The organism is Pseudomonas sp. (assembly GCF_050739655.1).
Lineage (GTDB): Bacteria > Pseudomonadota > Gammaproteobacteria > Pseudomonadales > Pseudomonadaceae > Aquipseudomonas.
This window is the reverse complement of the sequence record NZ_JBOIBY010000209.1, coordinates 1-26,748: the sequence shown is the minus strand read 5'-3', so window position 1 is coordinate 26,748 and position 26,748 is coordinate 1. Positions and strand designations below refer to the sequence as shown.

Sequence of the window (26,748 nt, the reverse complement as noted above, 5' to 3'; positions counted from 1 at the left end):
CGAGCTGCGCTTGCTTAGGCTGACGGCCTTTTTGATACCCGAGGGGAGCGCTATGGATAGGGATGCACTTGAACAGAACCAGATACCGATCTATTTCGTCGCGGTCATTGCCGCAGCAATCGGTGGGTTCATGGCGCCTGTCGCCGCTCAGGGGCTGAACGCTTTGGTGACTCCAACCATCGCCGTGCTGATGTACGCGATGTTCCTACAGATTCCCTTTCTTGATCTGCGCGAAGGGCTGAGCAACAAACGCTTCATGTCAGCCCTGCTGATCGCTAACTTCGTGTTGATTCCGCTGTTGGTTTGGGGGCTCACCCGAGGACTCACGGATCACCCGGCGATCCTTGTCGGTGCTCTCCTGGTATTGCTGACACCCTGCATCGACTACGTGGTGGTCTTTACGCATATTGGCAAGGGCGACTCTCGTGGAATCCTTGCGGCCACACCCATTTTACTGCTGCTTCAACTTGTACTGCTGCCTGTGTATCTGGCCTTCATGTTGGGTGGACAATCCGAAGTCGTGATTTCGATAGGCCCTTTTGTTGAAGCCTTTCTCGTGCTGATTGTCGCGCCGTTGTTGTTGGCCGTGGTTACAGCAGCACTGGCCAAAAAGTCGACAATCGTCAGCGGTTGGAACGCCGTCTGGGCTTGGCTACCCGTCCCAGCAATGGCAGCGGTTCTGATCGCGGTGGTCGGTTCTCAAATTTCCTCGGTCATTCGCGATATCGACAAACTTGCTCCGGTCATCCCTGTGTATATCGGATTCATGATGATGGCACCGTTGGTGGGTGCTTTGGCTTCGAGAGCTTTCAAGCTGCCTGCCACAGCAGCCAGGGCGGTCACTTTCAGCTCGTCAACGCGTAACTCTTTGGTCGTTCTCCCACTGGCCTTGGCATTGCCTGAAGAAATTCGAGGCCTTGCGGCGGCTGCGGTAATCACCCAGACGCTAGTCGAGCTGGTTGGTGAGCTGATCTACATCCGCGCAATTCCGGCCCTCGTCTGGCGTGACAAATCGCAGGTTGCATCGATGAGTTAGTAAGTACATCAGCTGCGTGCATGTAGATTTGCACATAGCTACGAGCAGCAGGAACCCTTTGCAACTTCGGCAACCTTAGCTGCATCGGTACAACAACTTGGCTCGCAGCAGCCAGGGCTTGCCGCTCGGTCGCAGCACTCAGAATCATCAAACTGCGTGCTGCACACACCTGTCTCTGGCAAGACCAATTCAACTCGCTTGGCCGCATCCCAATCACCGGCTAGCGCCGCTACCACCGAACGCACCTGCTCATAGCCTGTCAGGAGCAGGAAAGTCGGGGCACGGCCATAGCTCTTCATTCCTACGATGAAAATCCCTTCATCAGGGTGAGCCAGCTCGACGGCACCATGTGGGCGAACAGTGCCGCAACTATGCTCATTCGGATCAATCAGCGGAGCAAGATGAATGGGGCTTTGAGTCGCTGAATCTAGCGCCAAGCGCAGTTCGGCAAGTAGTCCCAATTCAGGTCGGAAACCCGTTGCGACTACGACCTCATCCACCATGGGAAGGGCTTGACCGCCCGCCTCAACAACGATGCCATCGTCAGTTGCAACAACCCTGTCGATGGCGATGCTGGTGAATAGCTCAATGGCCCCATCATTCAACAGCTGGCGAACCGTCTGCCCGAGTTTCCCTCGCTCCTCCAATTTGTCGTTTGCCCCTCCGCCCAATATGCGATCCAAAGAAGAGCCGCGAATCACCCAGAAAATCTTCGTGCCAGGCTCCTGGAGGGCAAGCCGGGCCAAGTCTTGCAAGACGTTGAACGCAGAGTGCCCACTGCCTATCACCATGACACGCCGATTTGCATACCGTTGGCGTTCCCTATGAAGCACTTCGGGAATGCCATAGGCGATACGTTCAGCCAAATCCTTCTCGCCCAACGCAGGAATACCATGTGCTCCCATCCAATTTGGCGAGCGGAAGGTGCCGGATGCATCTATGACAGCACTGGCGAGCACATCCTTTTCGCCCTCTGGAGTCCTGACCCGCAGCAAAAAGGATGCGGCTGTACGGTTCTTCGTCTTCATGACATCCTGGCCGAACCGAGTCACCGCCAGGACTTCGGTGTTCAGGCATAGATACCTATTCACGGATGGCAGTGCTGCAAGTGGATATACGTAGTCATCCAGCAGTTCACGCCCTGTGGGATAAACGTCCTCAGCGGGCGCTTCCCATCCTTGGGCCGTGAGCAACGAGGCAGCCTGCTTGTCGATGTTGAACCCCCATGGAGAGAACATCCGCACGTGTGCCCAGTTTTCGATGCTTGCCCCTGCACTGGGCCCTGCCTCGAAGATCAAGGGAGTCCCCCCTCTCGCGATGAGATGGCAGGCAGCAGCCAACCCTACGGGGCCGGCGCCAATGATCGCAATAGGAAGTTTACTGTCCATGACTGACTCCTCGCTTTAGTACGGTTGATTAGCAGGAATTAGGTGCTCGACGATTACACAATCGAGCCACTGGCCTTCAAGGCAAGCGTGTTTTTCGTACACACCCACCTCCCGAAATCCACACGAACGGCACAACGCCAAGCTGGCCGCATTAAAGGTGAAGATACGAGAAAGCACCTTCCAAAATCCTCGAGCCTGGGCCTCGTCCAGTAGCGATTGAAGCAAGACTCTTCCTAACCCCTGGCCACGAATGCTCCGATCCAGATAGATCGAAAAATCTGCGATACCGTCGTAGCAGGCGCGAGAACGGTAACTACTCAATCCTGCCCACGCGACCACTTCATCCGTATCGTTGACCATGACCAGGGTCGGGTAGTGATCCATTAAGGCAATGCGCTCAAGCATGTCCTCTGGCCTGCGTGGCATCGTCTCAAATGTGGAGCTTCTCTCCTCGATACCCTGGTTGTAGATGTCAGCTATTGACGCAGCATCCCCGACTTCAGCGAATCGAATGCGCATACTTAAACCCTTAAAGTTGGTAGTAACAACATTCTAGATAAAAAAGGGGCTTCCCCCTCATTTCACTTCAGGCACCGACGGACAGCAGCCACTGACCAGGCCACAGCGAATCTCAGTCGCTCGAGTGATCTGTTTTAGCAAGCTCAACGCGCCTTGCCGTGCTTCGGGTGACAAGTGCTCGATCATTGCCCGTTCTTCAGTGATCAGGTCAGCACGAATCTTCTGGTAAAGCGTATGTCCAGATTCAGTAACCTGAACCTGCACTGCGCGACGATCCTCGCTGTCCTCCACCCGAGATACATAGCCTTTTCGTTCAAGCGTATCGACCACCCGGCTCGCGGTGCTTTTATCCAGAAACATCTCTTCTGCCAGCGCTTGTAGGCGGAGTCGGCCCCTTTTAACCAAAGTCTCGATGGCATAGCACTGCGTGACCGAAACGTCATAGCAGCAGATGCGATCCCGGTCGCGGAACTGATACACCCGGACGAGCTGGTTCAAGGCTTCGTATAGATCCTCGGAGTCTTGAGTCAGCTGGTCTTTTTTTCGCTTTGCCATGGTCGCCACAAATTAGTTGTTAGGTGCAACGATAGTCCCGACTTCAGGAAATGGTCAACCGCTCCCTCATTTTGATTGACGACGCTGCTCAGGTGTAGCTAATTTGTTGCACCTAACAACTAAAATGGACTCGCGCCTTGTGAGTTATCCAATCAGCCGTCCTCACACAATCAACCGAACTGGGTTGGTCTGGGCGATGGGCATCGCACAGATACTGGCGTGGAGTACAACGTACTATTTGCCCGCAGTCCTTGCGTCGCCGATTGCACGAGATATGGGATGGTCAATTACCAGCACTGTAGCCGGACTTTCATGGGGTCTGTTGGTCGCAGGGGCTTGCTCTCCTATGGTCGGAAGGCAGATAGATCGGCATGGTGGCCGTCCCGTCCTGGCAACCAGTTCAATACTGATGTCACTGGGACTGCTGCTGATGGGCATGGCGAGCAACCTGGGCATCTACTACCTGGCCTGGACACTCATTGGCGTCGCCATGGCTGCCGGACTATATGACGCGGCCTTCTCGACTCTCGGACGTCTATTCGGAGAAAGTGCACGGACTTCAATGACCGGTCTTACTCTGTTGGGTGGCTTCGCGAGCACTTTGGGCTGGCCACTGATAGCCGGTCTTGAGCAGCAGATTGGCTGGAGATATAGCTGTGTGGCGCTAGCTGCAACTCACCTGGTCATTGGATTGCCAATTCATCTCTTTGTAATTCCAAAGAGTGAGAGGATTTCGAACAGCGGAACGCCGCCTATCCGCGATCCCTCCACCACTACTGCCCACCACGCAAAATCCTACAATCGTCTCTTCCTGCTACTGGCAACCCTTCTGACACTCCAGTCGCTGGTAGTTGCTTCGATTTCTGTCCATTTGCTTGATGTGCTGAAGCTGCTCGGCATCGCTACAGCGACCGCACTGGCCATCGGCATGATGATCGGGCCATCTCAAGTAATAGCCCGACTTGCGGAGTTTTCCGTAGGGCGAAATTTGCATCCGACCACCTCCGCCAAGACCGCGATACTGCTAAGCGGGATAGGAATCGGGCTACTGATACCGGCCATTCCATCGCTGGCATTCGTTGCAATGGCGCTGTATGGCGCTGGAAATGGGATTCTGACCATTGCACGTGGGACGCTACCACTGGCTCTCTTTGGGCAAGATGGCTACGGCACTCGCATGGGCTTATTGGCCCGTCCAATGCTGGTCGCACAGGCGGTAGGCCCCGTGGCAGCTGCTGTTATTCTGGACAAACTCGGCTCAACACCTTTGCTCGTTGTGATGTGCACTTTAGCGACGGCAAGCCTCATCGCCAGCTTCGGCCTTCCTTCGAAATAGTTGGTTGACGCTAGAGAGGCCACGATCACATCGCAGTGCCCGGTATGGAAACTACTCACAACCATTTTCCAAATAACTGGTTATAGTCGTGATCGTAGTGTCCAAATCACCCGACAATCCTTTGATCGGATTGAATTAACATGACCACCATCCTAGTCGTCGACGACGAATATTTGATCGCTGACATTCTCGGCTTCGCGCTGGAGGATGAGGGGTTCATGGTCGTAAAGGCCAGTAATGGAAAAAAAGGACTCGAAGTGCTGGACAGAGAGCGGCCAGCCCTGATCATTACCGACTTCATGATGCCGGTCATGGACGGCCTAGAATTCGCCACAGCCGTTCGGGCTCTGCCTTCGGCCAATCAATTGCCGATCATATTGATGAGCGGTGCTCAAGCACACATCGGTATGCAGAGATCGGATTTGTTTGATGCTGTGTTGGCAAAGCCATTCAACATCGACTTGATCATTGCCGAAGTTAGAACACTCTTGGATTCTGAGTAAGACTCAACTCTTTAAGGCAACGGAAATCTGTCAAATCAAAAAAGAGCCCTCGAAGGGCCCTTTTGTACTCAAATCAGTATCACTTGCCGAGCCAGGACTCGACAGTGTCGGAGCCATATTTCGCTTTCCATTCCTTTAGAATTTTGTGGTTGCCGCCTTTGGTTTCGACGACTTCGCCGGTATGCGGTTTTTTGTAGACCTTCACCTGGCGTGGTTTGCGGCTGCCGGATTTGGATTCGACTGCTAGAGCGCGACGACCAGACTGAGGATCAAGCAGGTTGATCACGTTTGGCAGGCTGTAGCCGTACTCGGCAAGCAGAGCGCGCAGCTTGGTTTCAAATTCGATTTCTTTCTTGAGGCCAGCGTCGCCTTTCAGCGCCTCAAGGGCTTCGAGCTGCTCGGAAAGTGAGCAGAAGCAGTTGAACACCTGGGTCAGTTTTCAGTCGGCAGAACAGCCTTTACTGGGTCAGTTTTCGGTCAGCCGCAACAATCAACATTGATAAAGAGACCACGCGTGAGCGCCAAAGCCTGCGTCCGCCCACGCGGAAGCCATGAGGATTCCACCCAGAGCCAGTCGTTTTGTGGGGGTAAAAACGACCAAACATAAAAAAGGGTAGCAAGATAAAATCTCGCAACCCTTTGAATTATATGGTCGGGACGGAGTGATTCGAACACTCGACCCCTAGCACCCCATCTCCTTTTTCATACTTCTTGAAAGATTCCAAAATTTTACTCTGGATTTTTCTAAGCTAGTATTTACTTGAGCTCCAGCGGTGTTCTGCTCTACGAGAGTCCAGGAACGTCCATCAAGAGCCGACGTTTTTGTGGGGGTAAAAGTAGGGGGAGTCCATTTCATGGCCAAAATCACCATCAAAGAACTTGAGTCGCTGACCGTCAATGATGCCGGCCGGATCCTCCGCGAGGATGGTAATCTCGCCGGTCGAATCTCAGTCCGCAAGGACGGCGTGTCAGTCAGCTTTTTCTACCGTTATCGCTGGGGCAATCAAAACAAAGAGTACGCCTGCGGAACCTGGCCGCGCAAATCCCTGACGGACATCCGCAAGGCCCGCAACCAGGCCCGGGCGCTCATTGATGAGCAGATCAATCCCAGCGAGCAAAAGAAAACCGCCAAGGCCCAGGCATACGCCGCTACTAACGTAGAGGCTGAACAAGTAAAAACGACGAAGGTGAAAACGCTGACCGTCCAGGATCTGGCCAGCGCGTGGCTGCTGGATGGCGTAGCGCGGAAAGATGGCAATGCTGAATTGCAACGACGCTTTAACAAGGACCTTTATCCGGCACTCGGCAAGACCGCGGTGAGCAGCGTCTCCGAACACGATGTTCGGGCGCTGATCCGCGCCGTGGTCAACCGCGGCGCTCACCGGCAAGCCATCAGTTTCTTCGCCGACCTCACTCAGATGTTCAGCTGGGCCAGAAAACGTCAGCCCTGGCGGGCCTTATTGATCGAGGGCGATCCGACGGAACTGGTCGACATCTCCCCTCTGATCCCAGCCGACTACGAGGCCGAAAGAAGCCGCATCCTTTCACCGGCTGAGCTGTTGGAACTGCACAACCGCTTCAAGCAAATGACTGCCGATTACAACGCCCTGCCCGCCGGGCAAAAATACGACGGCATACGGCCGCTAAAGAAAGAAACCCAACTCGCACTCTGGATCAGCCTGGGTACGCTGTGCCGGATTGGCGAGTTGCTCCAGGCCGAATGGAAAAATGTCGATCTTGACCGGCAGACCTGGTTCCTCCCCAGTGAAAACGTCAAAGGCACCCGGGGCAAGAAACAGGACCACCATGTGTTCCTCTCGTCATTTGCCCTGCATTTCTTTCAGGAACTCAAGACGCTGACGGGAAACTCTGAATGGTGCTTTCCCAACAAGCAGGATGATGGGCATGTGGATGTGAAAGTGGTGAGCAAACAGGTCGGCGATCGTCAGGCTCGGTTCAAAAACCGTAAGGCCCTCTCTAGACGGCGTCATGACGATACCCTGGTGCTTGCTGACGGCCAGAACGGTGACTGGACCCCGCATGACCTGCGCCGTACCGGCGCGACCATGATGCAGGCCTTGGGGGTCAGCCTGGACGTCATCGATCGCTGCCAAAATCATGTGTTGGCCGGCTCTAGGGTGAGGCGTCATTACCTGCATCACGACTATGCCGAAGAGAAGAAAAGCGCCTGGAACCTGTTGGGCGATCGGCTCAGTGCCGTTCTTTCCTCAACCTACGAGCATCCTCCGGTCGAGTCGATGATGTCCTTTCCAGACTACGCAGCCGCAGAGACTCTGCCGTCGTCATAAGTCGAATTCTTATAACGCTGAACTCCTTGTAGTTATGTATATATCGCTGAGAGCTCGGTTCGGGTCGATTCCGACCCGACATGACACGCAGCAATCGGCCAATAGCGGTATAGCTGGTTCTGTTATTTTCCCGCTGACAGATCGTCGGAGAGCTTACTTGCACGTCAGTTATGTGAAACAGAGGTATGCTATTAAACAACTAACACTAATCGCGTATACGCCCCTTCCGCCATAGGCAGAGCACTACCAGAAACCCGCCCATCGACATCAGTGCTGCACAGAGAAATATCGCAGCAAAACCAAAACCTGACGCAACCAGGCCCATCACCGGACCGGCCATCCCCACTGCAATATCGAAGAATAATGAAAGGGCGCTGAGCGCCGAGTTACGGTTCGCGGCCGGAGTGCTAGCCAAAGTCTCCACCCCAAGCCCCGGATAGACCCATGACACCCCTATCCCGGTTAACGCCCCGCCGGCAATGGCCAGCGCAGGCGAAGGCGCGAGCCATATCAGCAGCATGCCCAATGTCTGCACAAGCAGGCAGCCGCCCACCACTTTGTACCCTCTGAATCGCTGCAGTATTCCTGGCGACGACAATCGGGCAACGATAAAACCTGCGCCGAAACCACTTAAGCAATAGGCGGCGTAATCCCAGCCGAGACTATCGAAATACAGTGCGACGAACGCCGTAAGCCCGCCAAATCCCACCGAGCTGCAAACCAGGACCAGGCCATTGGGCATGACGGCGAACAGGACTCGGTGAAATGCCAGACGGGCGCCTGCAACCAATGGCGCTGGGCGCTTGCCCAGAGCCAAAAGCAGGAACGCCAAGCCAAGCAACACGGTGCACAACCCCACACTGGCGATACCCATCGAATTGCGCAGCAGCACACCCAGTGGCGCGCCAACAGCCGTGCCGCCGTAAGCCGCTATTCCGTTCCACGACATGACCTGTGCCGCCCGCGGGGCACCACATAACCCGATGGCCCAGGTGCAGCAGGGCGTGGAGATCATGGCCGTGGACGCCCCCAACACCAGCCTCCCCAGCAGTAATAGCGTCAGGGTCAACCAGGGTTGGGTGGGCAGGATAATGGCGAGCGCCGTCAGGGCGCCGCTCAACATCAAGCCACTGAACCCGCACACAACCGCGTATTTGGCACCCAGGCGATCGGCCACACCACCGGCCAAGGGGCGGGCCAGGAGCGTCGCCAGGTATTGCGAGCTGATAACCACGCCGGCGAAAACCGAGGTCAGGCCCAGGTCATTGAGGACATAGCCCGGCAACACCGCAAGCGGCAAGCCACTGCATATGTACGAGATAAAGTTGAAGCTGATAATGGACAGGATCAACCAATCGCTGCGGATTGCCTTGCCGTTGCTACGGATTGAAACACCGATATCGCTCATCACTCATGCCGCTCTATACCTCGTATGACATCCGCCAGTAGCTGCGGGTGTGATACGAACGGCTCGTGCGCCGTATCTATCTCGATAACCACGCCCGCGCCAGCACGTTGCGCAAAACGGCGTTGCCAGTCGACGGGCAGGATGTTGTCGCGCAGTGTGATGATGTAACTCGCCGGAATCATTCCCAGGTATCCCGCACGACTGATGGAGTCTGTCGCCACACAGAGTGGCGTCGTGTCCTGGCTCGCTTCGCTTAACAACCAACTCATGGTTTGCTCACTCAAGTCCTGACCGAACATGGCCACCGCCAGCGCTTGAGGGGTTGTGTGCGCGGGGTCCAGCGGCCAGCCGACATGTTCCGGGCTTTCGCCATGCAGCGTTGTGCCAAGTAACTCCAGAATCGATTGGCCTTCACTGGGCAATGCGCAGGCCAGGTAAACCAGCTGCGAATATAGTTGCGGAGCAGCCAACACCATCATTGGCAGCACGACCCCCGCAATGGAATGCCCAAGCAACACGGCCTGGTTCACACCGAGTGCATGCAGGTCGTCATTAAGCTCCTTGACCACATCGTCGAGCCGCAGGGACGCAACATCTCGACCGCGCTTCTTGCCGCACCCAGGCATATCCAGAGTGATCACTCGTTTGAAACATCCGGGTTGTTGGTTTAACGCCTCCACAAAAGGCTTCCAACACCACGAGCCATGGTTGCCGCCATGCAGCAATACTAAATCAGTCATGCGCACACTCCTTGCTGCGGGCGCCGGTGGTCCCTGTTTTGATCACTTGATTGCATAGCAGCCCACGGCGACGACGTATCCATTAACCCGCTGCAGAAAAGTCCTCTTGTATTCATTCTGCCCCGTCATAGGGTTACGCCATTGATAAGTGATCTCCCCTGCTTCATGCGTGTTCATCTGCTTGAGTATGTCCTCGCCAATCGGCTTGCCGTCGGTAGAGCGCAATGACTTGAAGTCGGTGCCGATCAGCCGGGGCGAAAAGCCGTGAGCGATGAACCGCCTGGTTTTCAGGTCCACCACAAAGGCATAGAGATCATCCTGGGTGAGCTGCTTATCGTGCTGATTAATGCGCCCGACAGTGGCTTTTGCGTCGCTGGCAACTTGCGCCGAAATCTGGCGCAGCAGCTGTTGTGCCTGTTCAGGGCTGGACCGTGGCATGTAGTAACCCACGGAGATCACCCGATCTTTCACACGTTGATAGAACACGCGCTTACGCTCGACCTTACCGTGTTGCCAGTTCCACCAGCGGTATTCGGCGCTACGCACGATGCCGTCGTCTGGCTGCGAAATCGCTTGCTGGAATGCAGCCTTGAGGTCGTCGTCCAGAACGTTGACCACCGGTTTTCCGACCAGTGAAACCGAAGGCCCTCCGCTGGCAAGCATCACGCCGGAGGTATCGACAACGTAGATGTACAGCTCTCCATCGACATAGGCTCCCTGGCGACTGAACTCAGCCAGGGCGGTGTCGCCCTTGGCTTTGTATTCGGCGACAGCTTTTAACAGCAAGGCGTTGGCACGCTGGGTGTCGGCACCATAGGCATCCACTGGCGCTTGTTGAGCCATGCCGACAAGAGAGACAAGGCACAGGCCAAGAACAGTGAACGCTCGATAGAGGCTCATGGGTGTTGTTCCTCTGGTGATCTTTTTGATGGCCGAAGGTCCACCGTCAGATTGTCAATGAGCCGCGTTTTGCCGATGCGCGCCGCCACAAGAATCACAAAGTGAGTATCGGAGCTGGTCAGAGGTTTTAAATCCTGAGCATTCCTGACTTCAAAGTATTCCGGCTGAAAACCGGCGTCGCTTATACGTTGATGACATTCAATCAACAGGTGCTCAGTCACCCGCCCCTCAACCTGGATACTCGCCTCCATTTGCTTCAAACAAGCGTAAAGGACGGGGGCCACCGAACGCTCATGGTCACTCAGATAGCCGTTGCGCGACGATAATGCCAAGCCGTCCGCGGCCCGGATCGTCGGTGCACCGACAACGTCAGTCACCATATTCAGATCCCTGACCATGGAGCGGACGACTGCCAGCTGCTGATAGTCCTTTTCCCCGAAAACAGCCACGTCTGGCTGAACAATGTTCAGCAGCTTGACGACGACAGTGGCCATGCCATCAAAGTGACCAGGACGTGCCGCAGCGCAAAGACCTTCAGACACGTTCGGCACACTGACGATGGCCTGATTGAGCATTCCATCTGGATAGATCTGTTCGACAGCAGGGGCAAACAGCGCATCACACCCGGCGTTGACCAGTCTTTCGCGATCGGCGTCGGGGGTCCGAGGATAGTTGGCCAGATCCTCATTCGCCCCGAACTGGAGTGGATTGACGAAGATGCTGGCGACCACAAAATCGGCTCGCTGCTTTGCGCAATGAATCAGGGCGATATGACCGTCATGCAGGTTGCCCATTGTCGGCACCAGCGCGACTTTCTTGTTTTCACCTCGTGCACGGGCCACGAGCGCACGAAGCGCGCTAACCGTATCGACTGTCAGCACCGCTTCACGCCTCTTGGACCAATTGAGCTTCGATTGCTTCAAGCAAACGAGGATCATCAGCCGCGATGTCTGGAGCGAAACGGGCAACGACCGTGCCCTGCCGATCAATCAGAAACTTTTCGAAATTCCAGAGTACGTCCGTTGTGTTGTCTGACTTGATGCCATAACCCGTCAAGCGCTCTCGGAAAGGACCTTCACCCGTGGACTCGGGCTGTGCAGCAGTCAGCTCGGCGTAGAGAGGATGCTGGTCCGCGCCGACAACCGAGATTTTCGAGAACAACGGAAAGTGAATGTCATAGTTCACTGAACAGAACTCAACGATTTCCACATCGCTACCCGGTTCTTGCTCCTTGAAGTTGTTGGCGGGGAAACCCAGTATTTCCAGGCCTTGGGATTTTTTGTCTTGGTACAGTTTTTCCAAGCCCTCGTATTGCGGGGTCAGCCCGCATTTTGAAGCGACATTGACCACCAACAGGACCTTGCCCCGATAGTCGCCAAGGGTGCGGACGCTTCCATCGATCTGCTTCAGCGAAATGTCGTAAAGGGAATTACTCATCTGTTTGCCTCATGCAAATGTGCTTCAAAGGGTACGGCCGATAATTTCTTTCATGATTTCAGAGGTGCCGCCATAGATGCGCGCGACCCGGGCGTCAACCCAGGCGCGGCTGATCTTGTATTCGCTCATGAAGCCGTAGCCGCCATGTAATTGCAGAAACTCATCAAGCAGCTTGCCTTGCATCTCCGAGCCCAGCAGCTTGGCCATTGCCGCGATTTCCGGCGTCAGTTCACCGCGCATCACTTTGGCCAGACAGTCGTCGACGAACACCCGCAGCATGGTGGCCTGGGCCTTGGCTTCAGCGAGTTTGAAGCGGGTGTTCTGGAAGTCGAGCACCGGTTTTCCGAAGACCTTGCGCTCCCGGGTGTAGCCGATGGTTTCTTCCAGCAGCGTGTCGATGGATTGCGCGGCACGGATCGCGATGATCAGGCGTTCCCAGGCCAATTGATGAGTCAGGTATTTGAATCCCATGCCCTCCTCACCCAATCGATTGCCGACGGGCACCCGGACTTCATCAAAAAACAATTCGGCAGTGTCTTGCCCTTTCAGGCCAATCTTTTCCAGCAGACGCCCCTTGGCGAAGCCGGCTCGGTCTTCCTCAACGCAGATCAGTGTGAGTTCCTTGGCCGCCGGATCAATCTTGGTGGCGGTGACCACCAGTCCGGCATTGCCGCCGTTGGTGATAAAGGTCTTCTGGCCGTTGACGATGTAGTCATCACCGTCACGCCGCGCCGAAGTGCGCATGGCACGCAGGTCGCTGCCGATACCCGGCTCGCTCATGGCGATGACGCCGATCAACTCACCACTGACCATACGTGGCAGCCATTGCTGCTTCTGCTCTTCGCTGCCATAGGCAACGATGTAAGGCGTGACGATTTCCGAGTGGGTGGTGAAACCCACGGCGGTAGCGTTGGCCCGCGCCAGCTCTTCGATCATCACCGCCGAGTGACCGAAGTCGCCTCCGGGGCCACCGTATTCTTCAGGCACCGTGGAGCATAACAAGCCGTTCTCACCGGCCTTGAGCCAGACTTCCTTGGGAACGATGCCGTTTTTTTCCCACTCATGCAGGTAGGGCACGATTTCGCGGTCGACGAAACGGCGGGCCTGATCACGGAACATGTTGTGGTCTTCTCGAAATACGCCACGCATTTTGCTTACTCCAGATCGATTCTTGTATTAGGCGATGGGTAATCAGCGGTCCTGGTAATTGGGATCGCGCTTGTCGACAAAAGCCGCCACCGCTTCATGATGGTCTTCGGTGTGATGCGCCAACGCCTGATACGCCGCCGACAATTCCAGCAGCGAATCGAGGCGCATATGTTGGCCTTCGCGCAGCAGACGCTTGCACAGGCGTAACGCATGACCCGGGTTGCTGGCGATTCGGCGCGCGAGCGCCTGCGCTTCCGATTGCAGCGTTTCGTGGGTGCAGACTTGCTCGACAAGCCCCCATTCCAGCGCCTTGGCTGCATCGATAGCGTCACCGGTAAACGCCATCAGACTGGCTTTAGGGATACCAATGATGCGCGGCAACAGCCAGGCGCCGCCGTCACCCGGAACGATGCCCAGACGCACGAAACTCTCGGCAAAGATCGCCTTGGGCGCCGCCAGCCGGATATCGCACATACAGGCAAGATCGAGGCCCGCACCGATCGCCGGGCCGTTAACCGCGGCGATCACCGGGATATCCAGCTCATAAATCGCCAGGGGAATACGCTGAATGCCGTCCCGGTAGGTATTGCGCAGTTCATACGGCGAGCCGGCGAAAATGCCGCCGCGCTCGTGCATGTCCTTGACGTTGCCACCGGCACAGAAAGCGCTGCCATTGCCGGTAAGCACCATTACCCGTACCGACATGTCACGGCGCAGTTCAGCGCAGAGATCGACAAACTCCTGGATCTGCTCGCGCGTCGTCAGGGCATTGCGCGTGTCGGGATGGTTCATGCGCACGGTGACGATGCCGCCCTCACGCTCAATCTGTAGAAACGGGCTCATACCGGATTACTCGCGAGACGGGTTAAGGGTTGTTGGCCATGGCTGGTGAGCAAGGGCCAGTATCCATCGCTGCCGCCTTGGCATATCTGAGTACCCAGGCGTTGACTCCAAAGGCTGGCCGAGCCGAATTCACTGCGCCACGCCCACAACCGACGGGTGAGCAGATGCAGCGGATATTCCTCGGTAAAGCCAATGGCGCCATGCACTGAATGGGCGATGCTTGCGCCGACGCTTGCGGCTTCTGCGGTGCTGATTTTTGCCGCGGCAATGGTCAGCGCCGCGAGCCCCGCACTGGATTCCGTGAAGGCCGCCTCGGCCGCGATGCCGGCGGCGGCAGCCTGCTCAGCGAACACTGCAAGCTGTTGTTGAATGGCCTGGAAAGAACCAATTGCCTTGCCGAACTGCTTGCGTTCACCGGCATAGTTGGCGGTCATGTCCAGTAGGGCGTGCAAAGCCCCGGCGGTCTGCGCCGCGCGCAGCATCGCGCCGCCCAGTTCCAGGACGTTGGCGTCGAGCCCGCCGGGCAACGGTGCTTGTGCCAGTACCTGGGCACTGGTGAAACCCAAATCATCGCGCGGTTCGCCTGCCACATTCAGACTCAACGTCAGTTCACTCGCCGCGATTCGCGACAGCAGCACCACATGCGCCACGCCGGTTGGGCTATTGGCGATGGCGACGACCGCTTCAACGTTGCGCCCCCAAGGGACCGAGTAGACGGTGCCGTAAACGCGCTCGCCCTCAAGTACCAGATCGGCGTTGGCGGCCACGCTGATGGCACCTGCCCTGCCCTCCAGGCCAGCCCTGCTCAGCAGCCAATTGCCGAGCAGGGCTTCACCCAAAGGTGCAGGTACTGAAAAGCGCCCAGCGGCACGGATCAGCACATACATATCGGCCCAACTGGCCTCAGCGCCGCCCAGCGCTTCGGTGACACCCGCCAGGGTGAAGCCCGACTCGTCCAGCGCAGCCCATAACTCGGCCGGCCATTCGCCGCCTTCACAGCTCATCACATAAGCCGGCGTCGCCAGATCGGCAAACAGGCGTTCAATCGTCGCTTCGAATATCTCGCGCATTATCGCAACCCCAGGCCGCGGGCAATGATGCCGCGCAGAATTTCGCGAGTGCCCCCGCGCAGTGAGAATGAGGGCGCCATCTGTGTCAGGTAGACCAGCACGCGTGCGTGCTCGCTGCCGCCGTCCTGCCGTGGCTCGGTTTCCAGCAACAGCTGGGCTACTTCGGGAATTTCCTGCTCAAAAGCATTGCCAAGGTCTTTCACACAGGAGGCCGCCCAGGCTGGATGTTCACCCGCTGCCAACTGTGCCGTGACCGACAACGACATATTGCGCAGCGTCAGCAGCTTGGCTGACAGTCGCCCGATCTCCCGCGCTTGTAGTGCGTCAGGGGACTTGCCCACCGCGTCGATCAGTGTTTTCAACAACGCCATACAACTGAGGAAGCGTTCAGGGCCGCTGCGTTCGAAGGCCAGTTCGGCGGTCACCTGGTCCCATCCCTTCCCTTCAGTGCCGATCAAAGCGTCGGCGGGTAGCCTTACATTGTCGAAGAACACTTCGTTGAAGTGCTCGCCACCGGCCAGGTCGCGAATCGGGCGAATGGTGATGCCGGGCAGGCTCAGGTCGACGATGAATTGCGACATGCCCTCATGCCGGGCCGCTTGTTTCTCACCGGTACGCACCAGGGCAATCATGTACTGCGAATGGTGCGCGTTGGTGGTCCAGACCTTCTGGCCATTGACGAGCCAGCTATCGCCATCACGCACAGCAGTGCTTTTGATCGAAGCCAGGTCCGAGCCGGAATTGGGCTCGCTCATGCCAATGCAGAAGTAACTTTCACCCCGGCAAATGGCTGGAAGAAAGTGCTGTTTTTGTTGCTCGGTACCGAAGCGATTGATCAGCGGCCCACTTTGCCGGTCGGCGATCCAGTGAGCCGATACCGGCGCACCGGCGGCCAGCAATTCTTCAATGATCACGTAGCGTGCAAAAGGACCCGCCTCGCCACCGCCGTAGGCTTTGGGCAAGGCCATGCCCACCCAGCCCCGCGCGCCGAGCTTCTTGCTGAATTCAGCGTCGAAGCCCATCCAGGACTGTGCACTCAAGGTCGGTGGGTAATCGGCCAGTGTGTCGAGAATGAACGCCCGCACTTCGGTGCGAAGCGCTTCCGCCTCGGGAGGAATATTACTGTAGGAAAATTGACTGATGGCCATATGCGCTCTCTAACGCTGAACACAGGCGCAATCGCTTCGAACGAAGCGACCACAGATCGGCAACCGCTCCACAGTCGCCGTTGGCCGGCGACTGTAGGAACAGCGGCAACTTACAACGCGGTTTGCGCGTCAGCCTCGGCAAACATCGCATTGATGTCGCCGGAGGTGACCGGCTTGTTGTCGTGACGACCATGATCGGCACCACCCAAGCCCAGTGCTGGCTCGGTGCTGACGTGCGTGGCCTGAGCCCGCAGCGCGCCGACCGTGCAGTTTTCCCGACCGTGGATAGCGAACGGATCGAAGGAAAACTCACGCATTGCGTTCAAGTGAGTGACTTTGTCGATCATCTCTTTAGGCAGGTGCTGCAACCCTTCCCAAGCGGTTTCCGGCGAGTTCGGCCAGGTGCAGTCGGAGTGCGGGTAATCGCTTTCCCACGTAACCATCTCGGCGTTCAGATAATCGAGGTTCTTCAGGCCGAAATTATCTTCAATGAAGCAGGTGATGAAGTGCTTGTTGAAGATGTCGCTGGGCATCTTCCCGTCGAAGTTGGAATTGGTCCACGCGTTATGGTGACGGTGGGTGAAGTCAGCACGCTCCAGCAAATAAGGAATCCAGCCGATGCCGCCTTCGGAAAGCGCCATGCGCAGGTCCGGGAATTTCTTCCACATCGGCGCCCAGATCCAGTCTGCGGCGGAGTTGGCGATGGAAATCGGCATGGAGGTGATCCAAGCGTCGATAGGCGACAAATCCGAAGCGTGTTGAGCTTTCACGCCGGTACCGATATGGCAGCAGATCACCACCTTGTTATCGCTGCAGGCTTTCCACAGCGGGTCCCAGTAATCGCTATGGATCGACGGGTAGCCATGAATAGCCGGGTTGTCCGACAGCGAAAGCGCGTGCACACCTTGTCTGGCCAGACGTTCGACTTCGGCAGCCGCGGCTTTCATGTCCCACCACGGCACGATCATCAGCGGAATGAAACGGCCTGGCGCAGCGTTGCACCAATCGTGCAAATGCCAGTCGTTGTAGGCCTGGATGGCCGCCATCGCCACGTCTCGGTCAGCGTGTACCTGGAAACGCTGTCCGGCAAAACCCGGAAAGGTGGGGAAGCACAATGAACCGAGTACGCCGTTGGCGTTCATGTCGTCGACGCGGTCCTTGATGTTCCAGGTGCCACGGCGCATTTGCTCGTAGCCCAGCGGCTCCATGCCGTATTCCTCTTTTGGTCGACCGACCACGGAATTGAGGCCCATGTAGCCAGTGGCCTGTTCCTCGAAGACCCACACATCACGATCACCCTTTTTGACCACATGCGGCTCACGACCCTTGAAGCGGGCGGGCATGTGGCGAGCAAAAGCATTCGGCGGCTCGATCGCGTGGTCATCGACGCTGACAAGAATCAGATCTTCAACTTTCATTGTTTTCCCCTTCGCATTCGGGCTTGTTGTTGTGCCTGAATCATAGTGCACATCTCTATTTAATTAAACACATTTTTTGAATCTGTTCATATTAAATCGAGTGCGCATCTCCATCAGTCCCACAGCACGTGCAAATAGTGCGGACCGCGCAGCTGTGCGCCGACGATCTGCGGCCCGGGTTTGTCAGGGTCGAGACGGATGTTGGGCATCAGGTCGAGGATCGCATTCAGTGCGCAGTTGATCTCGGTTTTGGCCACGAATTGACCGATACACATGTGTGGGCCAAAGCCGAAGCCAAACGAAGGTTTGGGCTTGCGGTCGATGTCGAATTTATCGGCGTTTTCGAATGCATCTTCGTCGCGATTGGCCGAGGTCACGATGCATTGCACCATTGCCCCTTTGGGGATGGCTACACCGCGGATCTCCAGGTCCTTGGCGGCCTGACGCACCTTGAAGGTGGCCACAGGCTCGAAGCGCACCGCCTCGTCGATGGCCTTGTTTACAAGGCTACGGTCATTACGCACCCGCTCCAGCACCTCCGGATTTTGCAGCAGCAACGACATCAAGGTACCGAAGGTGCGAGTCGTGGTTTCGCTGGCAGCCGGGAGCAGTGAGCGTACAAAGGTGGCGATTTCATGATCGTCCAGCGACCGTCCTTGATACTCCGCGTTGATCAGCCGGCTGATCAGGTCATCGCCCGATGCGCCCTCGGCGCGACGCTCGGACACCACCACTTTCACCACATCGTACAGAGCCTGAGCGGCCTGCATGGCCGCGCCGCGGGCCGCGGCGGCTTTTTCCGGATCGACTTGCGGGCCCGCCAGGATGGCCAGCGCCCAGGCCGCGTACTGCTCGATCTGCTCGGGACGATCCTCGGGAAAGCCGATCAACGCGTAAATCACCCGGATCGGAAAATACAGGGCAAAGTCCATCAGATCGGCACCCTTGGCCGGGACCATCGGCTTGAGATACTCCTCGCGAATCACCCGATCGATCTTAGTTTCTTTCCAGCGATTCACCGTCTCGGGCATGAATACCGGTTGCAGCAGATTACGGATGTTCTTGTGAGCATCCCCGTCCATTGCAGTGAGGATCAAGCCATCGAAAAACGCACCCAGCCCCTCGGCGATAAAACCGCTGGTAAAGGTGCCGGCGTCACGCATGACCGCCATGACATCGTCGTATTTGAACAGTGTGAAGGTTGGCCGGCTGGCATCCAGGCCGGCAATCGACGGCACGCCCAGACTTGCCATGAAGTTGCCTTGCAGCACGGGCGAATTGGCGCGCATATCGCGGTAAGTCGCGTGCAGGTCGATATCGCTGGTACCGCGATAATTACTGGCTACGTCGGTGAAAGCCTTCGTCAGATCGTTCTGCACCGGTGTGGACATGATCGTCTCCGCTATTTTTGTCATTATTTTTTGTCAGGTAGCTGCTTAAGGCCATACCTTCTGGCTGATAATAGGCCTGACTAGATCGGTATTGGACACTTATTAATAATTCGATCAACTATTTGTGCTGCGAGACGTGTCAATAGGCCTGCTGCACCAGTGTCATGCGGCCACCCGCCAACATCAGGGCGCAGTACAGCCCCAGCTCTGCCACCTGGGCGTCAGAGAAAAACTCCCCGAGTCGCAAGAAATGCGTGTCGTCGATCTCCAGGTAATCGCTGGCAAACAACTCGGCATAACGCAACGCGGCACGTTCGGCTGGCGTGAAGGACTCGCTGTCCGTCGCCATGCACGCAATATCCTCTTCAGTAACTGAGTCGGACTTGCGCGCCAGTTGGCAGGCCTGGCAAGTGGTGATGCTGGCGATTTTCAGCCGCACCAACTCGCGTAAACGCTCATCGAGCAGGCTGTCGCTGTGCAGGCTCTCCATCAAACCCAGCCAGGCCAGGGCTACCTTGGGTCGGTGAGCCCAGACCTGCACCGGCGTCGTTGAACTGAGCATGCGACTGCGCCGGCCCCGCTCCACCGCGTCTTGCAACGCAGCCGGCATGGCATCCAGTGGGATCAGCGGTAGGCGCGCCATCTCAATCGAGCCGTTCGATAATGGTCGCCGTGCCCATGCCGCCGGCGCAGCAAATGGCTTGCAGGCCAAAACGCCCGCCGCGGCGCTCAAGCTCGTTCAACAAGGTGGTCATCAAGCGTGCACCACTGGCGCCCAATGGATGACCGAGGGCAATAGCGCCACCGTTGACGTTCAACTTGTCGTGCGACACACCGGTCTCCTGCATCCAGGCTAGCGGCACCGAGGCAAACGCTTCATTGACCTCGAACAAGTCGATGTCGTTGATGTTCAGCCCGGCCTGGCTCAACACCTTTTGGGTGGCAGCAATCGGCCCGGTGAGCATTAACGTCGGATCGGACCCGACGGTTGTGAACGCCACAATCCGCGCTCGAGCCCTGAGCCCGAGTTTTTTCGCGGTTTCGGCACTCATCAACAGCAATGCCGCTGCTCCGTCGGAGATCTGTGACGAGTTGCCAGCGGTGATTCGACCGGTGTCCGGACGAAAACTGGTTTTTAGCGTCGACAGTTTTTCCCGCGATGTATCACGGCGAATGGTTTCGTCCTCGCGCAACACAGCAACTGGCTCCGTCAGCACTTGCTCTCGTAGCTCCTCGACCGCAACCGGCACTATTTCATTATCGAAATAACCAGCATCGGACGCCGCGGCAGCACGCTGATGGCTGGCAAAAGCGAAATCATCCAGCGCATCGCGACTGAGCGCCCATTTGTCGGCGATACGTTCAGCAGCCTCGCCCTGACTGGTCAGTTCATAGCGTTGCACTGCCATCCAGCCAAACGCTTCGCCGTGAATTTCACGGTTACTGCCCATGGGCACGCGGCTCATGTTTTCCGCACCACCTGCCACCACGATATCAGCGGATCCAGCCGCGATGGCGCCAACGGCCAAATGCACGGCCACTTCGCCCGACCCACATTTACGGTCGATGGTCAGGCCCGGCACGGTGACCGGCCAACCGGCACCGAGCAAGGCTGTACGGGCGATGTTGGCGGACTGCTCGCCAATTTGCGTGACATTGCCAAATATCACATCGTCGACCAACGTCGGCGACACATCGACCCGTTCCAGCAACCGGCTGAGCACCAGCGACCCGAGGTGATCGGCGCGCACGCCGGCCAGGCTGCCGCGGAACTTGCCGATTGGCGTGCGTACCGCATCAACTATGACGATGTCTTTCATAACGCACTCGCCTTGAGCCCTGAACCTGGTACTTGTTTACCGTCTTCGTAGCGGTAAACCCCCTGCCCTGACTTTCGCCCCAGTCGCCCGGCAGCGACCATTTTGATGATCAGCGGGCACGGCCTGAATTTCTCACCCAGGGTCTGATGCAGATAACGCAGAACAGACAGCCGCGTATCCCAACCAGTCAGGTCACCCAGCTCCAATGGGCCCATCGGATGGTTAAAGCCCAGGCGCAGAGCCGTGTCGATGTCTTCAGCGGTCGCGGTGCCTTCCTGCAGCATCCACATTGCCTCGTTGCCCAACAGCGCAGACATGCGACTGGTGGTCAATCCTGGTGACTCATTGACGATGATCGAGGTTTTGCCAATCTGCTCGCACAAGGTACGCGTGCGCGCCACGACCTCATCACTGGTAGCCAGCCCCCGCACGAGCTCCACCAGTTTCATTTTGTGCACCGGATTGAAGAAGTGCATGCCGATCACGCGATCTGCACACTCCACTGACGCCGCAATTTCGGTCACGCTCAGGGCCGACGTATTGGTCGCTATAATCGCGTCCGGTGCCAGCAGTGGCGCCGCTTGCGCGAGCACCGCCTTCTTCACTGCCAACTGCTCTGAGACTGTTTCAACCAGCCAATTGGCGCCACTCGCCGCTTCAGTCAAGTCGCTGCAGGTCAGTAGATTGGCCAACGATTGCCGGGCTTTTTCTTCGCTGACTTTGCCCAGGCGCACGCCATCGGCGAGGATTTTTTCGATGCTCGCCCTGGCGTTTGTCAGGGAGGCGGCATTGGTATCGACCAACAAGGTACTGAAACCGGAGCTGGCGAACGCATGCGCAATACCGGTGCCCATCAGACCCGCACCGACGACGACTACTTTTTCTTTATTGGCGTTCATGTTTGGCTCTCGATTAGGCGCGGTTCTTTTTACTGACCACATTGCGCAACGTGCCAATGCCTTCGACGCTGGCTTCGACCACATCGCCTTCCTTGAGGAACAGACCGGTGCCCATCCCCACTCCCGCCGGCGATCCCGTGAACAACACATCGCCACAGGCAAAACTCGAGCGCTGCTGGACAAAGCGGATCAGATGATCAACACCCCAGGTCATTTCGCCGGTGGAGCCGTCCTGGCGCGTCTCACCATTTACTTTCAAGGTCAGGCGCAGCGTTGGTGACCCTTGCGCAAATTCATCCTTCGTGACGATCCAGGGACCAAGTCCAGTAGTCCGATCCTGGCTTTTGGCCGCGAACAGATCCATGCCGATGCCCGCCGGCCCACTACGCTGCAGATCGCGCGCGCTGACGTCATTGCCGACGGTGTAACCGAGCACGCAGGCAAGCGGGTTTTCCAGGTCAATCTCGTCAGTACCGATGACCGCCACCAATTCAACTTCGTGATCGAGCTCCTCAGTCAACGGTGGAAAGCGGATCGGGTCATTGGCGCCAATCAGCGCGCCATAAGCCTTGAGAAAGGCGACTGGCTGGGACGGCGCACTCAATCCAAACTCCACCAGATGCTTGGCGTAATTAGCGCCAGCCACGACCACCCGGTTGACGGGTTCTATCGGCGGCAACAGGCGCACTTTGGAAAGGGGGAGCGCTGGCCCGGCGAATCGCAACGAACTGATGCCGCGTCCGGCAGTCACGCCGGGCGCCCAATCTTTGAAATTGCCGGAAATTGGCGTCACCTGGTCCTGGGCCTCATCCACGACAGCCCAAAAAACGCCGGTAGCAAAATACTCACATCGTGCCAGCTTCATCAGGCACCTACCTTGCCCAACTTGGCAGGATCGATGTGCAGCAAGCGGCATGCGTTTTCATAGCGAATCTTGCGCAAGTCGGCGTCGGACAACTTCAGGCCATGGGTCAGGTCGTGACGCACGGCATCGCTACCGCCGAAGTTGCTGCCGTACAGCACATGGTCTGCACCGATGATATCGACCAACGCCTGGCGCATCGGTACTTCATGCAGCTCAACGTCGAAGTAGAAGTTTTTCATGTACTCGAGCAGCGGCTTTTTGTTGTATTTGACGTCGAGGTTCTCGTTGGTCTTGGCCAGACGACCGAGCTGGTACGGGACATAGCCGCCGCCATGGGTGATGTACACCTTAAGGTCAGGGAAGCGATCCAGTACGCCGCCGCAAATCAGGTTCCAGAAACAACGGCTTTCGTCGTACTGCATGCCAACGATGGCGGTGGTTTCGTAACGGTCGTCGTTGGCGTTCTTGCCCCAGGTGACCGACTGGTTGTAGCCGTGAATAAACATCGGCAGATCCAGATCACAGAGGGTTTTCCACACCACGTCGAGTTCCGGCGAATCGAACTCCAGGCCGCCGAAGTTGGCGCCGCCAGCGACCAGACCTTTAGCGCCCAGTACGGTGCAGGCGTAGCGCAATTCAGCCGCCGCCGCTTCTGGCGCATTCAAAGGCACGTGAGCCCAGAACATCAAGCGATCAGGAGCTGCGGAGCAGTATTCAGCCAATGTCTCGTTGACGGTACGGGCGAAAGGCACGGCGAATTCGGCTTCGGTCCAGTACATGTAGCAGTGGGACGGTACGGACACGACCTGCAGGTTTTGTCCCGCCGCATCCATGCCAGCCAAGCGCACTTTCGGATCAGCCCAGCGCGCAAAATACTCTTCAAGCTTGGGCCCCTTGCCGGAGCGCACGGCAGCCTTACGCTCTGGCGACCCAAGACCGAGAATCCAGTCACCGACACGCAGCTTGATATCGCCATCGGCGTGCTGCTCAAAGAACGGCCCCCAGTGAGGGTGCTGGTTGTAATAGCCAGGGTGCGGTGCGTGGGCGTGAAGATCGATAAGCATGTCTAGGTACCTCGAAGTTGGCACTTTTTGTTGGTTATTTGTGCGGTGCCTTCACGTGGCCTGGATCAAATTGCCGCGAAAAGGGGAAGCCGACGGCTCACTGCCAAGACCAGAGCTTAAGATTAAATTGAGCAGAAATCAAAATACTGTTCAATTTATTTTATTTGCGCGCGGAGAGGCCTGACCCAGAGCCCTCAACTCGCGTCGAAAAATGCTTAGAGGGGTCCAAAACTTCGAGTCAGCCTCGAAAAAGAGTGGAATGCAGGAGGGGAAAAATTAGCGTACGGAAACGCAAAGCCCCCGATAAACGGGGGCTTTTGTTTGCGCGATGGGTAGTTCTTTAAGGTCAGCGGCGGGTGCGCGAGGTAGAACCCATGATCAGCGCGCCCAGGAGTTTTTTCACCCGGACCGGGAACAATCGACGCCCCGCGGCTTCTGGCACGAGGATTTCGCTCAACACGTAACGAATGATCATTTCGCAGATCAGCTCACGGTCAAGACGCACCCCGAGGCGTTCGTCCCAGTCGTCGAAAACGATGCCCAGGCCATCCTGAAAGCGCACGATCGAATCGTGGAAAATCCGTCGGAAGAAGCCCAGCGCGTAGTCGGGTGCAACCACCAGAAGACGCCGAGCCCGACTTTGCTCCAGGTAGTTGTCGAGATAGGCAAACAGCGCATTCAAGCGCGCTTCAGGATCACTGATGTGACCGAGTTCCTGGGACAGCGAGCTGTGAAAGCTTTCGCGCTTGTGGCGTGAAAAGGTGTCCAGCAAGTCCTCTTGCGAAGCGAAATAGCGATAAAAGGTGCCACGGGAAACGCCCGCTACCTGGCACACATCCAGGATCGAAATACGATCCGCGCCAGACATCAGCACGACTTCCTCAGTGGCTTTAAGGATGTTGGCAATGGTTTCTTCCGAACGGCGATTCGGCTTGACTTTGGTTCCTGCCACTGAGTTGGCAGCAGCACGTCGCTCGACGGGTTTAGCCGGGCTCGCCCCTGCTTCAGGTGGCGCATTTTTTTTGGGTTTGCTAGCCGGCGCTGGCGCCTCTGCTTTCTTGGGTGCGGCTTTTGGCATGGCGTGACAGGCTCATGAAGAGTAAAGATTGTGCAACGTTAGCACAGGATCTGTGCATAAATAACACTATATGTTCAACTTATTGCTAAAGACATTTAAGACGTTTGTATTTAGAATCAGATTCTCTCTTCAAAATAAAATCAGGCAACCCGACCGCTTACGGATGCCTAAAGGAGAAAACTGATGGGTAGCAGTGGAAATCCAGACACCTGGGCAGTGGGAGAACGAGACACTGTCATTGACGCGTTAGATCGCGCGGTAGCAAGGCATCCAGACAAAATATTGCTGGATTTCAGCGGTGAGTTATACACATATGCTCAGGTTGACTCACTTTCCACCAAGATGGCCAACGCACTTGCCACCCTGGGCGTCAAGGCCGGTGAAACCGTGCTGACGATGCTGGATAACAATATCGATGCCGTCACCACCTGGCTGGCCATCAACAAGCTCTGCGCCGTGAGTGTGCCGATCAACACCGCGCTCAAGGGCGAGTTCCTCCGCCATCAGATCGCCGATACCGGCACCTCGGTGGTAATTTGCGAAGCAGCCTACCTGCCACGCATCACCCCGCTCGCCTCACAACTGCAGGACGTCCACCACATTCTTCACCGTGGCACCCTCGAAGCAGTTCCTGATTGCCCGATTCGTATTGCGCCACTGGATGAATGGCGTGGCCATGACGCCACCCCACTCGTCAATAAACCGCAACCTTCAGACCTCGCCTGCCTGATTTACACCTCGGGTACAACGGGCCCTTCCAAGGGCTGCATGATCAGCTACAACTTCATGTGCAATCTGGCGCGCCTGCAACTACGTGCCGGTCCGGCCAGTGCCGACGACGTCACCATCACGCCGCTGCCGCTGTTTCACATGAATGCGCTGTGTGTATCCATCATTGCCAGCATTCTGGTGGGCGCGCGCGCCGCCATTCTTGCGCGGTTCTCGGTCTCGAATTTCTGGCCGGAAGTGGAGCGCTCGGGCGCGACCATTGCCTCGATCCTGGGTGGCATGGGCGGCCTCCTCGCCCAGGCGCCAGATAACGAAGCGATGTTGCGCTGCGTCGGGCAGATCCATACCGCCCGTGGCAACCCTTATACCGAAGAAACCAAAAAGATCTGGCGCGAGCGCTTCGGCACCAAGCTGGTAGGCGGCAACGGCTATGGCCTGACCGAAGCCTGCGTTATCACTTCGCTGGCTGCCGGGGAATACGCCGCGCCCGGCTCGTCGGGTAAACGTATTGCAGATTTTGACGTTAGGATCGTCGACGACCTCGATCAGGAAGTACCGCCCAACTCCCCTGGCGAAATCGTGGTGCGCCCGCTCCGTCCCGACATCATGTTCCAGGGCTACTGGCGTCGTCCGGAGGATACCCAGAAGCTGATGCGCAACATGTGGTTCCACACCGGCGACGTTGGCAAATTCGATGATGATGGCTTCTTCTACTTTGTCGACCGCAAGAAGGACTACATGCGTCGCAGGGGGGAGAACATTTCCAGCTTTGAAATGGAAGCAGCCTTTGCTTCTCACCCGGCACTGGCCGAAGTGGCGGTGCATGCCGTGCCTTCTGATAAAGGCGAGGATGATGTGAAGGTGACTGCCGTACTGCATGAAGGCGTGACGCTAGACCCGGAGCAGCTGTTCCATTGGGCCACCGACTCGGTGCCCTACTATGCCTTGCCGCGCTACATCGAGTTTCGCAGCAGCTTGCCGAAAAACCCGCAGGGTCGGGTGTTGAAGTATCTGCTGCGCGATGAAGGTAAAACCGCCGCCACCTGGGATCTGGAAACCACATCGATCGTGGTGTCCAAAAAGTAACGGTCCTGCCCGGTATGTCTCGTCGATCCAACGTCGAAAGCCCGCTTTGAAGCGGGC

The 26,748-nt window shown here is 57.0% G+C and carries 26 protein-coding genes; 5 read left to right on the top strand and 21 right to left on the bottom strand.

Annotation, left to right across the window (positions count from 1 at the left end; translation table 11 throughout):
* Window positions 1-52: 52 nt before the first annotated feature.
* Complete coding sequence (locus ACRESJ_RS10280) at window positions 53-1,036, top strand: arsenic resistance protein (protein ID WP_314382869.1); 984 nt, start codon at window positions 53-55, stop codon at window positions 1,034-1,036.
* 38 nt (window positions 1,037-1,074) lie between these two features.
* Here the strand turns inward: ACRESJ_RS10280 and ACRESJ_RS10275 are convergent, their stop codons facing one another.
* The 3 genes from ACRESJ_RS10275 to ACRESJ_RS10265 are packed head-to-tail and all read right to left on the bottom strand — an operon-like array spanning window position 1,075 to window position 3,498.
* Window positions 1,075-2,424: an NAD(P)-binding domain-containing protein gene (locus ACRESJ_RS10275; protein ID WP_431757807.1), complete on the bottom strand. Its 1,350-nt coding sequence runs from the start codon at window positions 2,422-2,424 to the stop codon at window positions 1,075-1,077.
* Between the two features lie 15 nt (window positions 2,425-2,439).
* On the bottom strand, window positions 2,440-2,943 hold the full coding sequence (locus ACRESJ_RS10270; protein ID WP_431757806.1) for an arsinothricin resistance N-acetyltransferase ArsN1 family A: 504 nt from the start codon (window positions 2,941-2,943) through the stop codon (window positions 2,440-2,442).
* A 57-nt stretch (window positions 2,944-3,000) separates the two neighbouring features.
* Window positions 3,001-3,498: a MarR family winged helix-turn-helix transcriptional regulator gene (locus tag ACRESJ_RS10265; protein ID WP_431757805.1), complete on the bottom strand. Its 498-nt coding sequence runs from the start codon at window positions 3,496-3,498 to the stop codon at window positions 3,001-3,003.
* Between the two features lie 124 nt (window positions 3,499-3,622).
* On the opposite strand from ACRESJ_RS10265, the gene ACRESJ_RS10260 reads away from it, so the two are divergent.
* Both ACRESJ_RS10260 and ACRESJ_RS10255 read left to right on the top strand, forming a co-directional pair.
* Window positions 3,623-4,834, top strand: coding sequence for an MFS transporter (locus ACRESJ_RS10260; protein ID WP_431757818.1), 1,212 nt, complete (start codon window positions 3,623-3,625; stop codon window positions 4,832-4,834).
* 140 nt (window positions 4,835-4,974) lie between these two features.
* Window positions 4,975-5,337: a response regulator gene (locus tag ACRESJ_RS10255; protein ID WP_431757804.1), complete on the top strand. Its 363-nt coding sequence runs from the start codon at window positions 4,975-4,977 to the stop codon at window positions 5,335-5,337.
* A gap of 79 nt (window positions 5,338-5,416) precedes the next feature.
* Here ACRESJ_RS10255 and ACRESJ_RS10250 read toward each other — a convergent pair whose 3' ends face one another.
* The gene (locus tag ACRESJ_RS10250) at window positions 5,417-5,764 is read right to left on the bottom strand and encodes a histone-like nucleoid-structuring protein, MvaT/MvaU family (protein WP_431757803.1); all 348 of its coding nucleotides are present in this window, start codon (window positions 5,762-5,764) and stop codon (window positions 5,417-5,419) included.
* 427 nt (window positions 5,765-6,191) lie between these two features.
* On the opposite strand from ACRESJ_RS10250, the gene ACRESJ_RS10245 reads away from it, so the two are divergent.
* Window positions 6,192-7,646: a tyrosine-type recombinase/integrase gene (locus ACRESJ_RS10245; RefSeq protein ID WP_431757802.1), complete on the top strand. Its 1,455-nt coding sequence runs from the start codon at window positions 6,192-6,194 to the stop codon at window positions 7,644-7,646.
* 205 nt (window positions 7,647-7,851) lie between these two features.
* On the opposite strand, the gene ACRESJ_RS10240 is transcribed toward ACRESJ_RS10245, so the two are convergent.
* The 17 genes from ACRESJ_RS10240 to ACRESJ_RS10160 all read right to left on the bottom strand — a co-directional run bounded on the left by ACRESJ_RS10240 (window position 7,852) and on the right by ACRESJ_RS10160 (window position 24,876).
* Window positions 7,852-9,054, bottom strand: coding sequence for an MFS transporter (locus ACRESJ_RS10240; protein ID WP_057005065.1), 1,203 nt, complete (start codon window positions 9,052-9,054; stop codon window positions 7,852-7,854).
* Window positions 9,054-9,794, bottom strand: coding sequence for an alpha/beta fold hydrolase (locus ACRESJ_RS10235; protein ID WP_057005064.1), 741 nt, complete (start codon window positions 9,792-9,794; stop codon window positions 9,054-9,056). The genes ACRESJ_RS10240 and ACRESJ_RS10235 overlap by 1 nt, the downstream gene beginning before the upstream one ends.
* A 42-nt stretch (window positions 9,795-9,836) precedes the next feature.
* Window positions 9,837-10,694, bottom strand: coding sequence for a cache domain-containing protein (locus ACRESJ_RS10230; RefSeq protein WP_126588880.1), 858 nt, complete (start codon window positions 10,692-10,694; stop codon window positions 9,837-9,839).
* The gene (gene panC / locus ACRESJ_RS10225; protein WP_126588901.1) at window positions 10,691-11,575 is read right to left on the bottom strand and encodes a pantoate--beta-alanine ligase; all 885 of its coding nucleotides are present in this window, start codon (window positions 11,573-11,575) and stop codon (window positions 10,691-10,693) included. Before panC ends, ACRESJ_RS10230 begins: the two co-directional genes overlap by 4 nt.
* 4 nt (window positions 11,576-11,579) lie before the next feature.
* The gene (locus ACRESJ_RS10220; protein ID WP_057005061.1) at window positions 11,580-12,131 is read right to left on the bottom strand and encodes a glutathione peroxidase; all 552 of its coding nucleotides are present in this window, start codon (window positions 12,129-12,131) and stop codon (window positions 11,580-11,582) included.
* A gap of 24 nt (window positions 12,132-12,155) precedes the next feature.
* Window positions 12,156-13,280 (bottom strand): acyl-CoA dehydrogenase family protein, encoded by a 1,125-nt coding sequence (locus ACRESJ_RS10215; RefSeq protein WP_057005060.1) that lies wholly within the window; start codon window positions 13,278-13,280, stop codon window positions 12,156-12,158.
* 42 nt (window positions 13,281-13,322) lie between these two features.
* Complete coding sequence (locus ACRESJ_RS10210) at window positions 13,323-14,123, bottom strand: crotonase/enoyl-CoA hydratase family protein (RefSeq protein ID WP_057005059.1); 801 nt, start codon at window positions 14,121-14,123, stop codon at window positions 13,323-13,325.
* Window positions 14,120-15,193 carry an acyl-CoA dehydrogenase family protein gene (locus ACRESJ_RS10205; protein ID WP_057005058.1) on the bottom strand — a complete coding sequence of 358 codons (1,074 nt, stop codon included), beginning with the start codon at window positions 15,191-15,193 and terminating at the stop codon, window positions 14,120-14,122. The genes ACRESJ_RS10210 and ACRESJ_RS10205 overlap by 4 nt, the downstream gene beginning before the upstream one ends.
* The gene (locus tag ACRESJ_RS10200; protein ID WP_431757801.1) at window positions 15,193-16,341 is read right to left on the bottom strand and encodes an acyl-CoA dehydrogenase family protein; all 1,149 of its coding nucleotides are present in this window, start codon (window positions 16,339-16,341) and stop codon (window positions 15,193-15,195) included. Before ACRESJ_RS10200 ends, ACRESJ_RS10205 begins: the two co-directional genes overlap by 1 nt.
* A 110-nt stretch (window positions 16,342-16,451) precedes the next feature.
* A complete protein-coding gene (locus ACRESJ_RS10195; RefSeq protein ID WP_057005056.1) occupies window positions 16,452-17,759 on the bottom strand; it encodes an amidohydrolase family protein in 1,308 nt (435 codons plus the stop codon).
* 113 nt (window positions 17,760-17,872) lie between these two features.
* On the bottom strand, window positions 17,873-19,150 hold the full coding sequence (locus ACRESJ_RS10190; protein ID WP_057005055.1) for a cytochrome P450: 1,278 nt from the start codon (window positions 19,148-19,150) through the stop codon (window positions 17,873-17,875).
* A gap of 139 nt (window positions 19,151-19,289) precedes the next feature.
* Window positions 19,290-19,793 carry a carboxymuconolactone decarboxylase family protein gene (locus ACRESJ_RS10185; protein WP_169850674.1) on the bottom strand — a complete coding sequence of 168 codons (504 nt, stop codon included), beginning with the start codon at window positions 19,791-19,793 and terminating at the stop codon, window positions 19,290-19,292.
* A gap of 1 nt (window position 19,794) precedes the next feature.
* On the bottom strand, window positions 19,795-20,970 hold the full coding sequence (locus tag ACRESJ_RS10180; protein WP_057005054.1) for a thiolase family protein: 1,176 nt from the start codon (window positions 20,968-20,970) through the stop codon (window positions 19,795-19,797).
* Window positions 20,967-21,869, bottom strand: coding sequence for a 3-hydroxyacyl-CoA dehydrogenase (locus ACRESJ_RS10175; RefSeq protein WP_057005053.1), 903 nt, complete (start codon window positions 21,867-21,869; stop codon window positions 20,967-20,969). Before ACRESJ_RS10175 ends, ACRESJ_RS10180 begins: the two co-directional genes overlap by 4 nt.
* Window positions 21,870-21,882: 13 nt before the next feature.
* Entirely contained in the window at window positions 21,883-22,734 is an 852-nt protein-coding gene (locus ACRESJ_RS10170) for a fumarylacetoacetate hydrolase family protein (RefSeq protein ID WP_057005052.1), read from the bottom strand.
* Window positions 22,734-23,798: an amidohydrolase family protein gene (locus tag ACRESJ_RS10165; RefSeq protein ID WP_020300781.1), complete on the bottom strand. Its 1,065-nt coding sequence runs from the start codon at window positions 23,796-23,798 to the stop codon at window positions 22,734-22,736. Before ACRESJ_RS10165 ends, ACRESJ_RS10170 begins: the two co-directional genes overlap by 1 nt.
* Window positions 23,799-24,144: 346 nt before the next feature.
* Complete coding sequence (locus ACRESJ_RS10160) at window positions 24,145-24,876, bottom strand: TetR/AcrR family transcriptional regulator (RefSeq protein WP_057005051.1); 732 nt, start codon at window positions 24,874-24,876, stop codon at window positions 24,145-24,147.
* 183 nt (window positions 24,877-25,059) lie between these two features.
* Here ACRESJ_RS10160 and ACRESJ_RS10155 point away from each other — a divergent pair, with 183 nt between their 5' ends.
* Window positions 25,060-26,691 carry an ATP-dependent acyl-CoA ligase gene (locus ACRESJ_RS10155; RefSeq protein WP_057005050.1) on the top strand — a complete coding sequence of 544 codons (1,632 nt, stop codon included), beginning with the start codon at window positions 25,060-25,062 and terminating at the stop codon, window positions 26,689-26,691.
* Window positions 26,692-26,748: the final 57 nt, after the last annotated feature.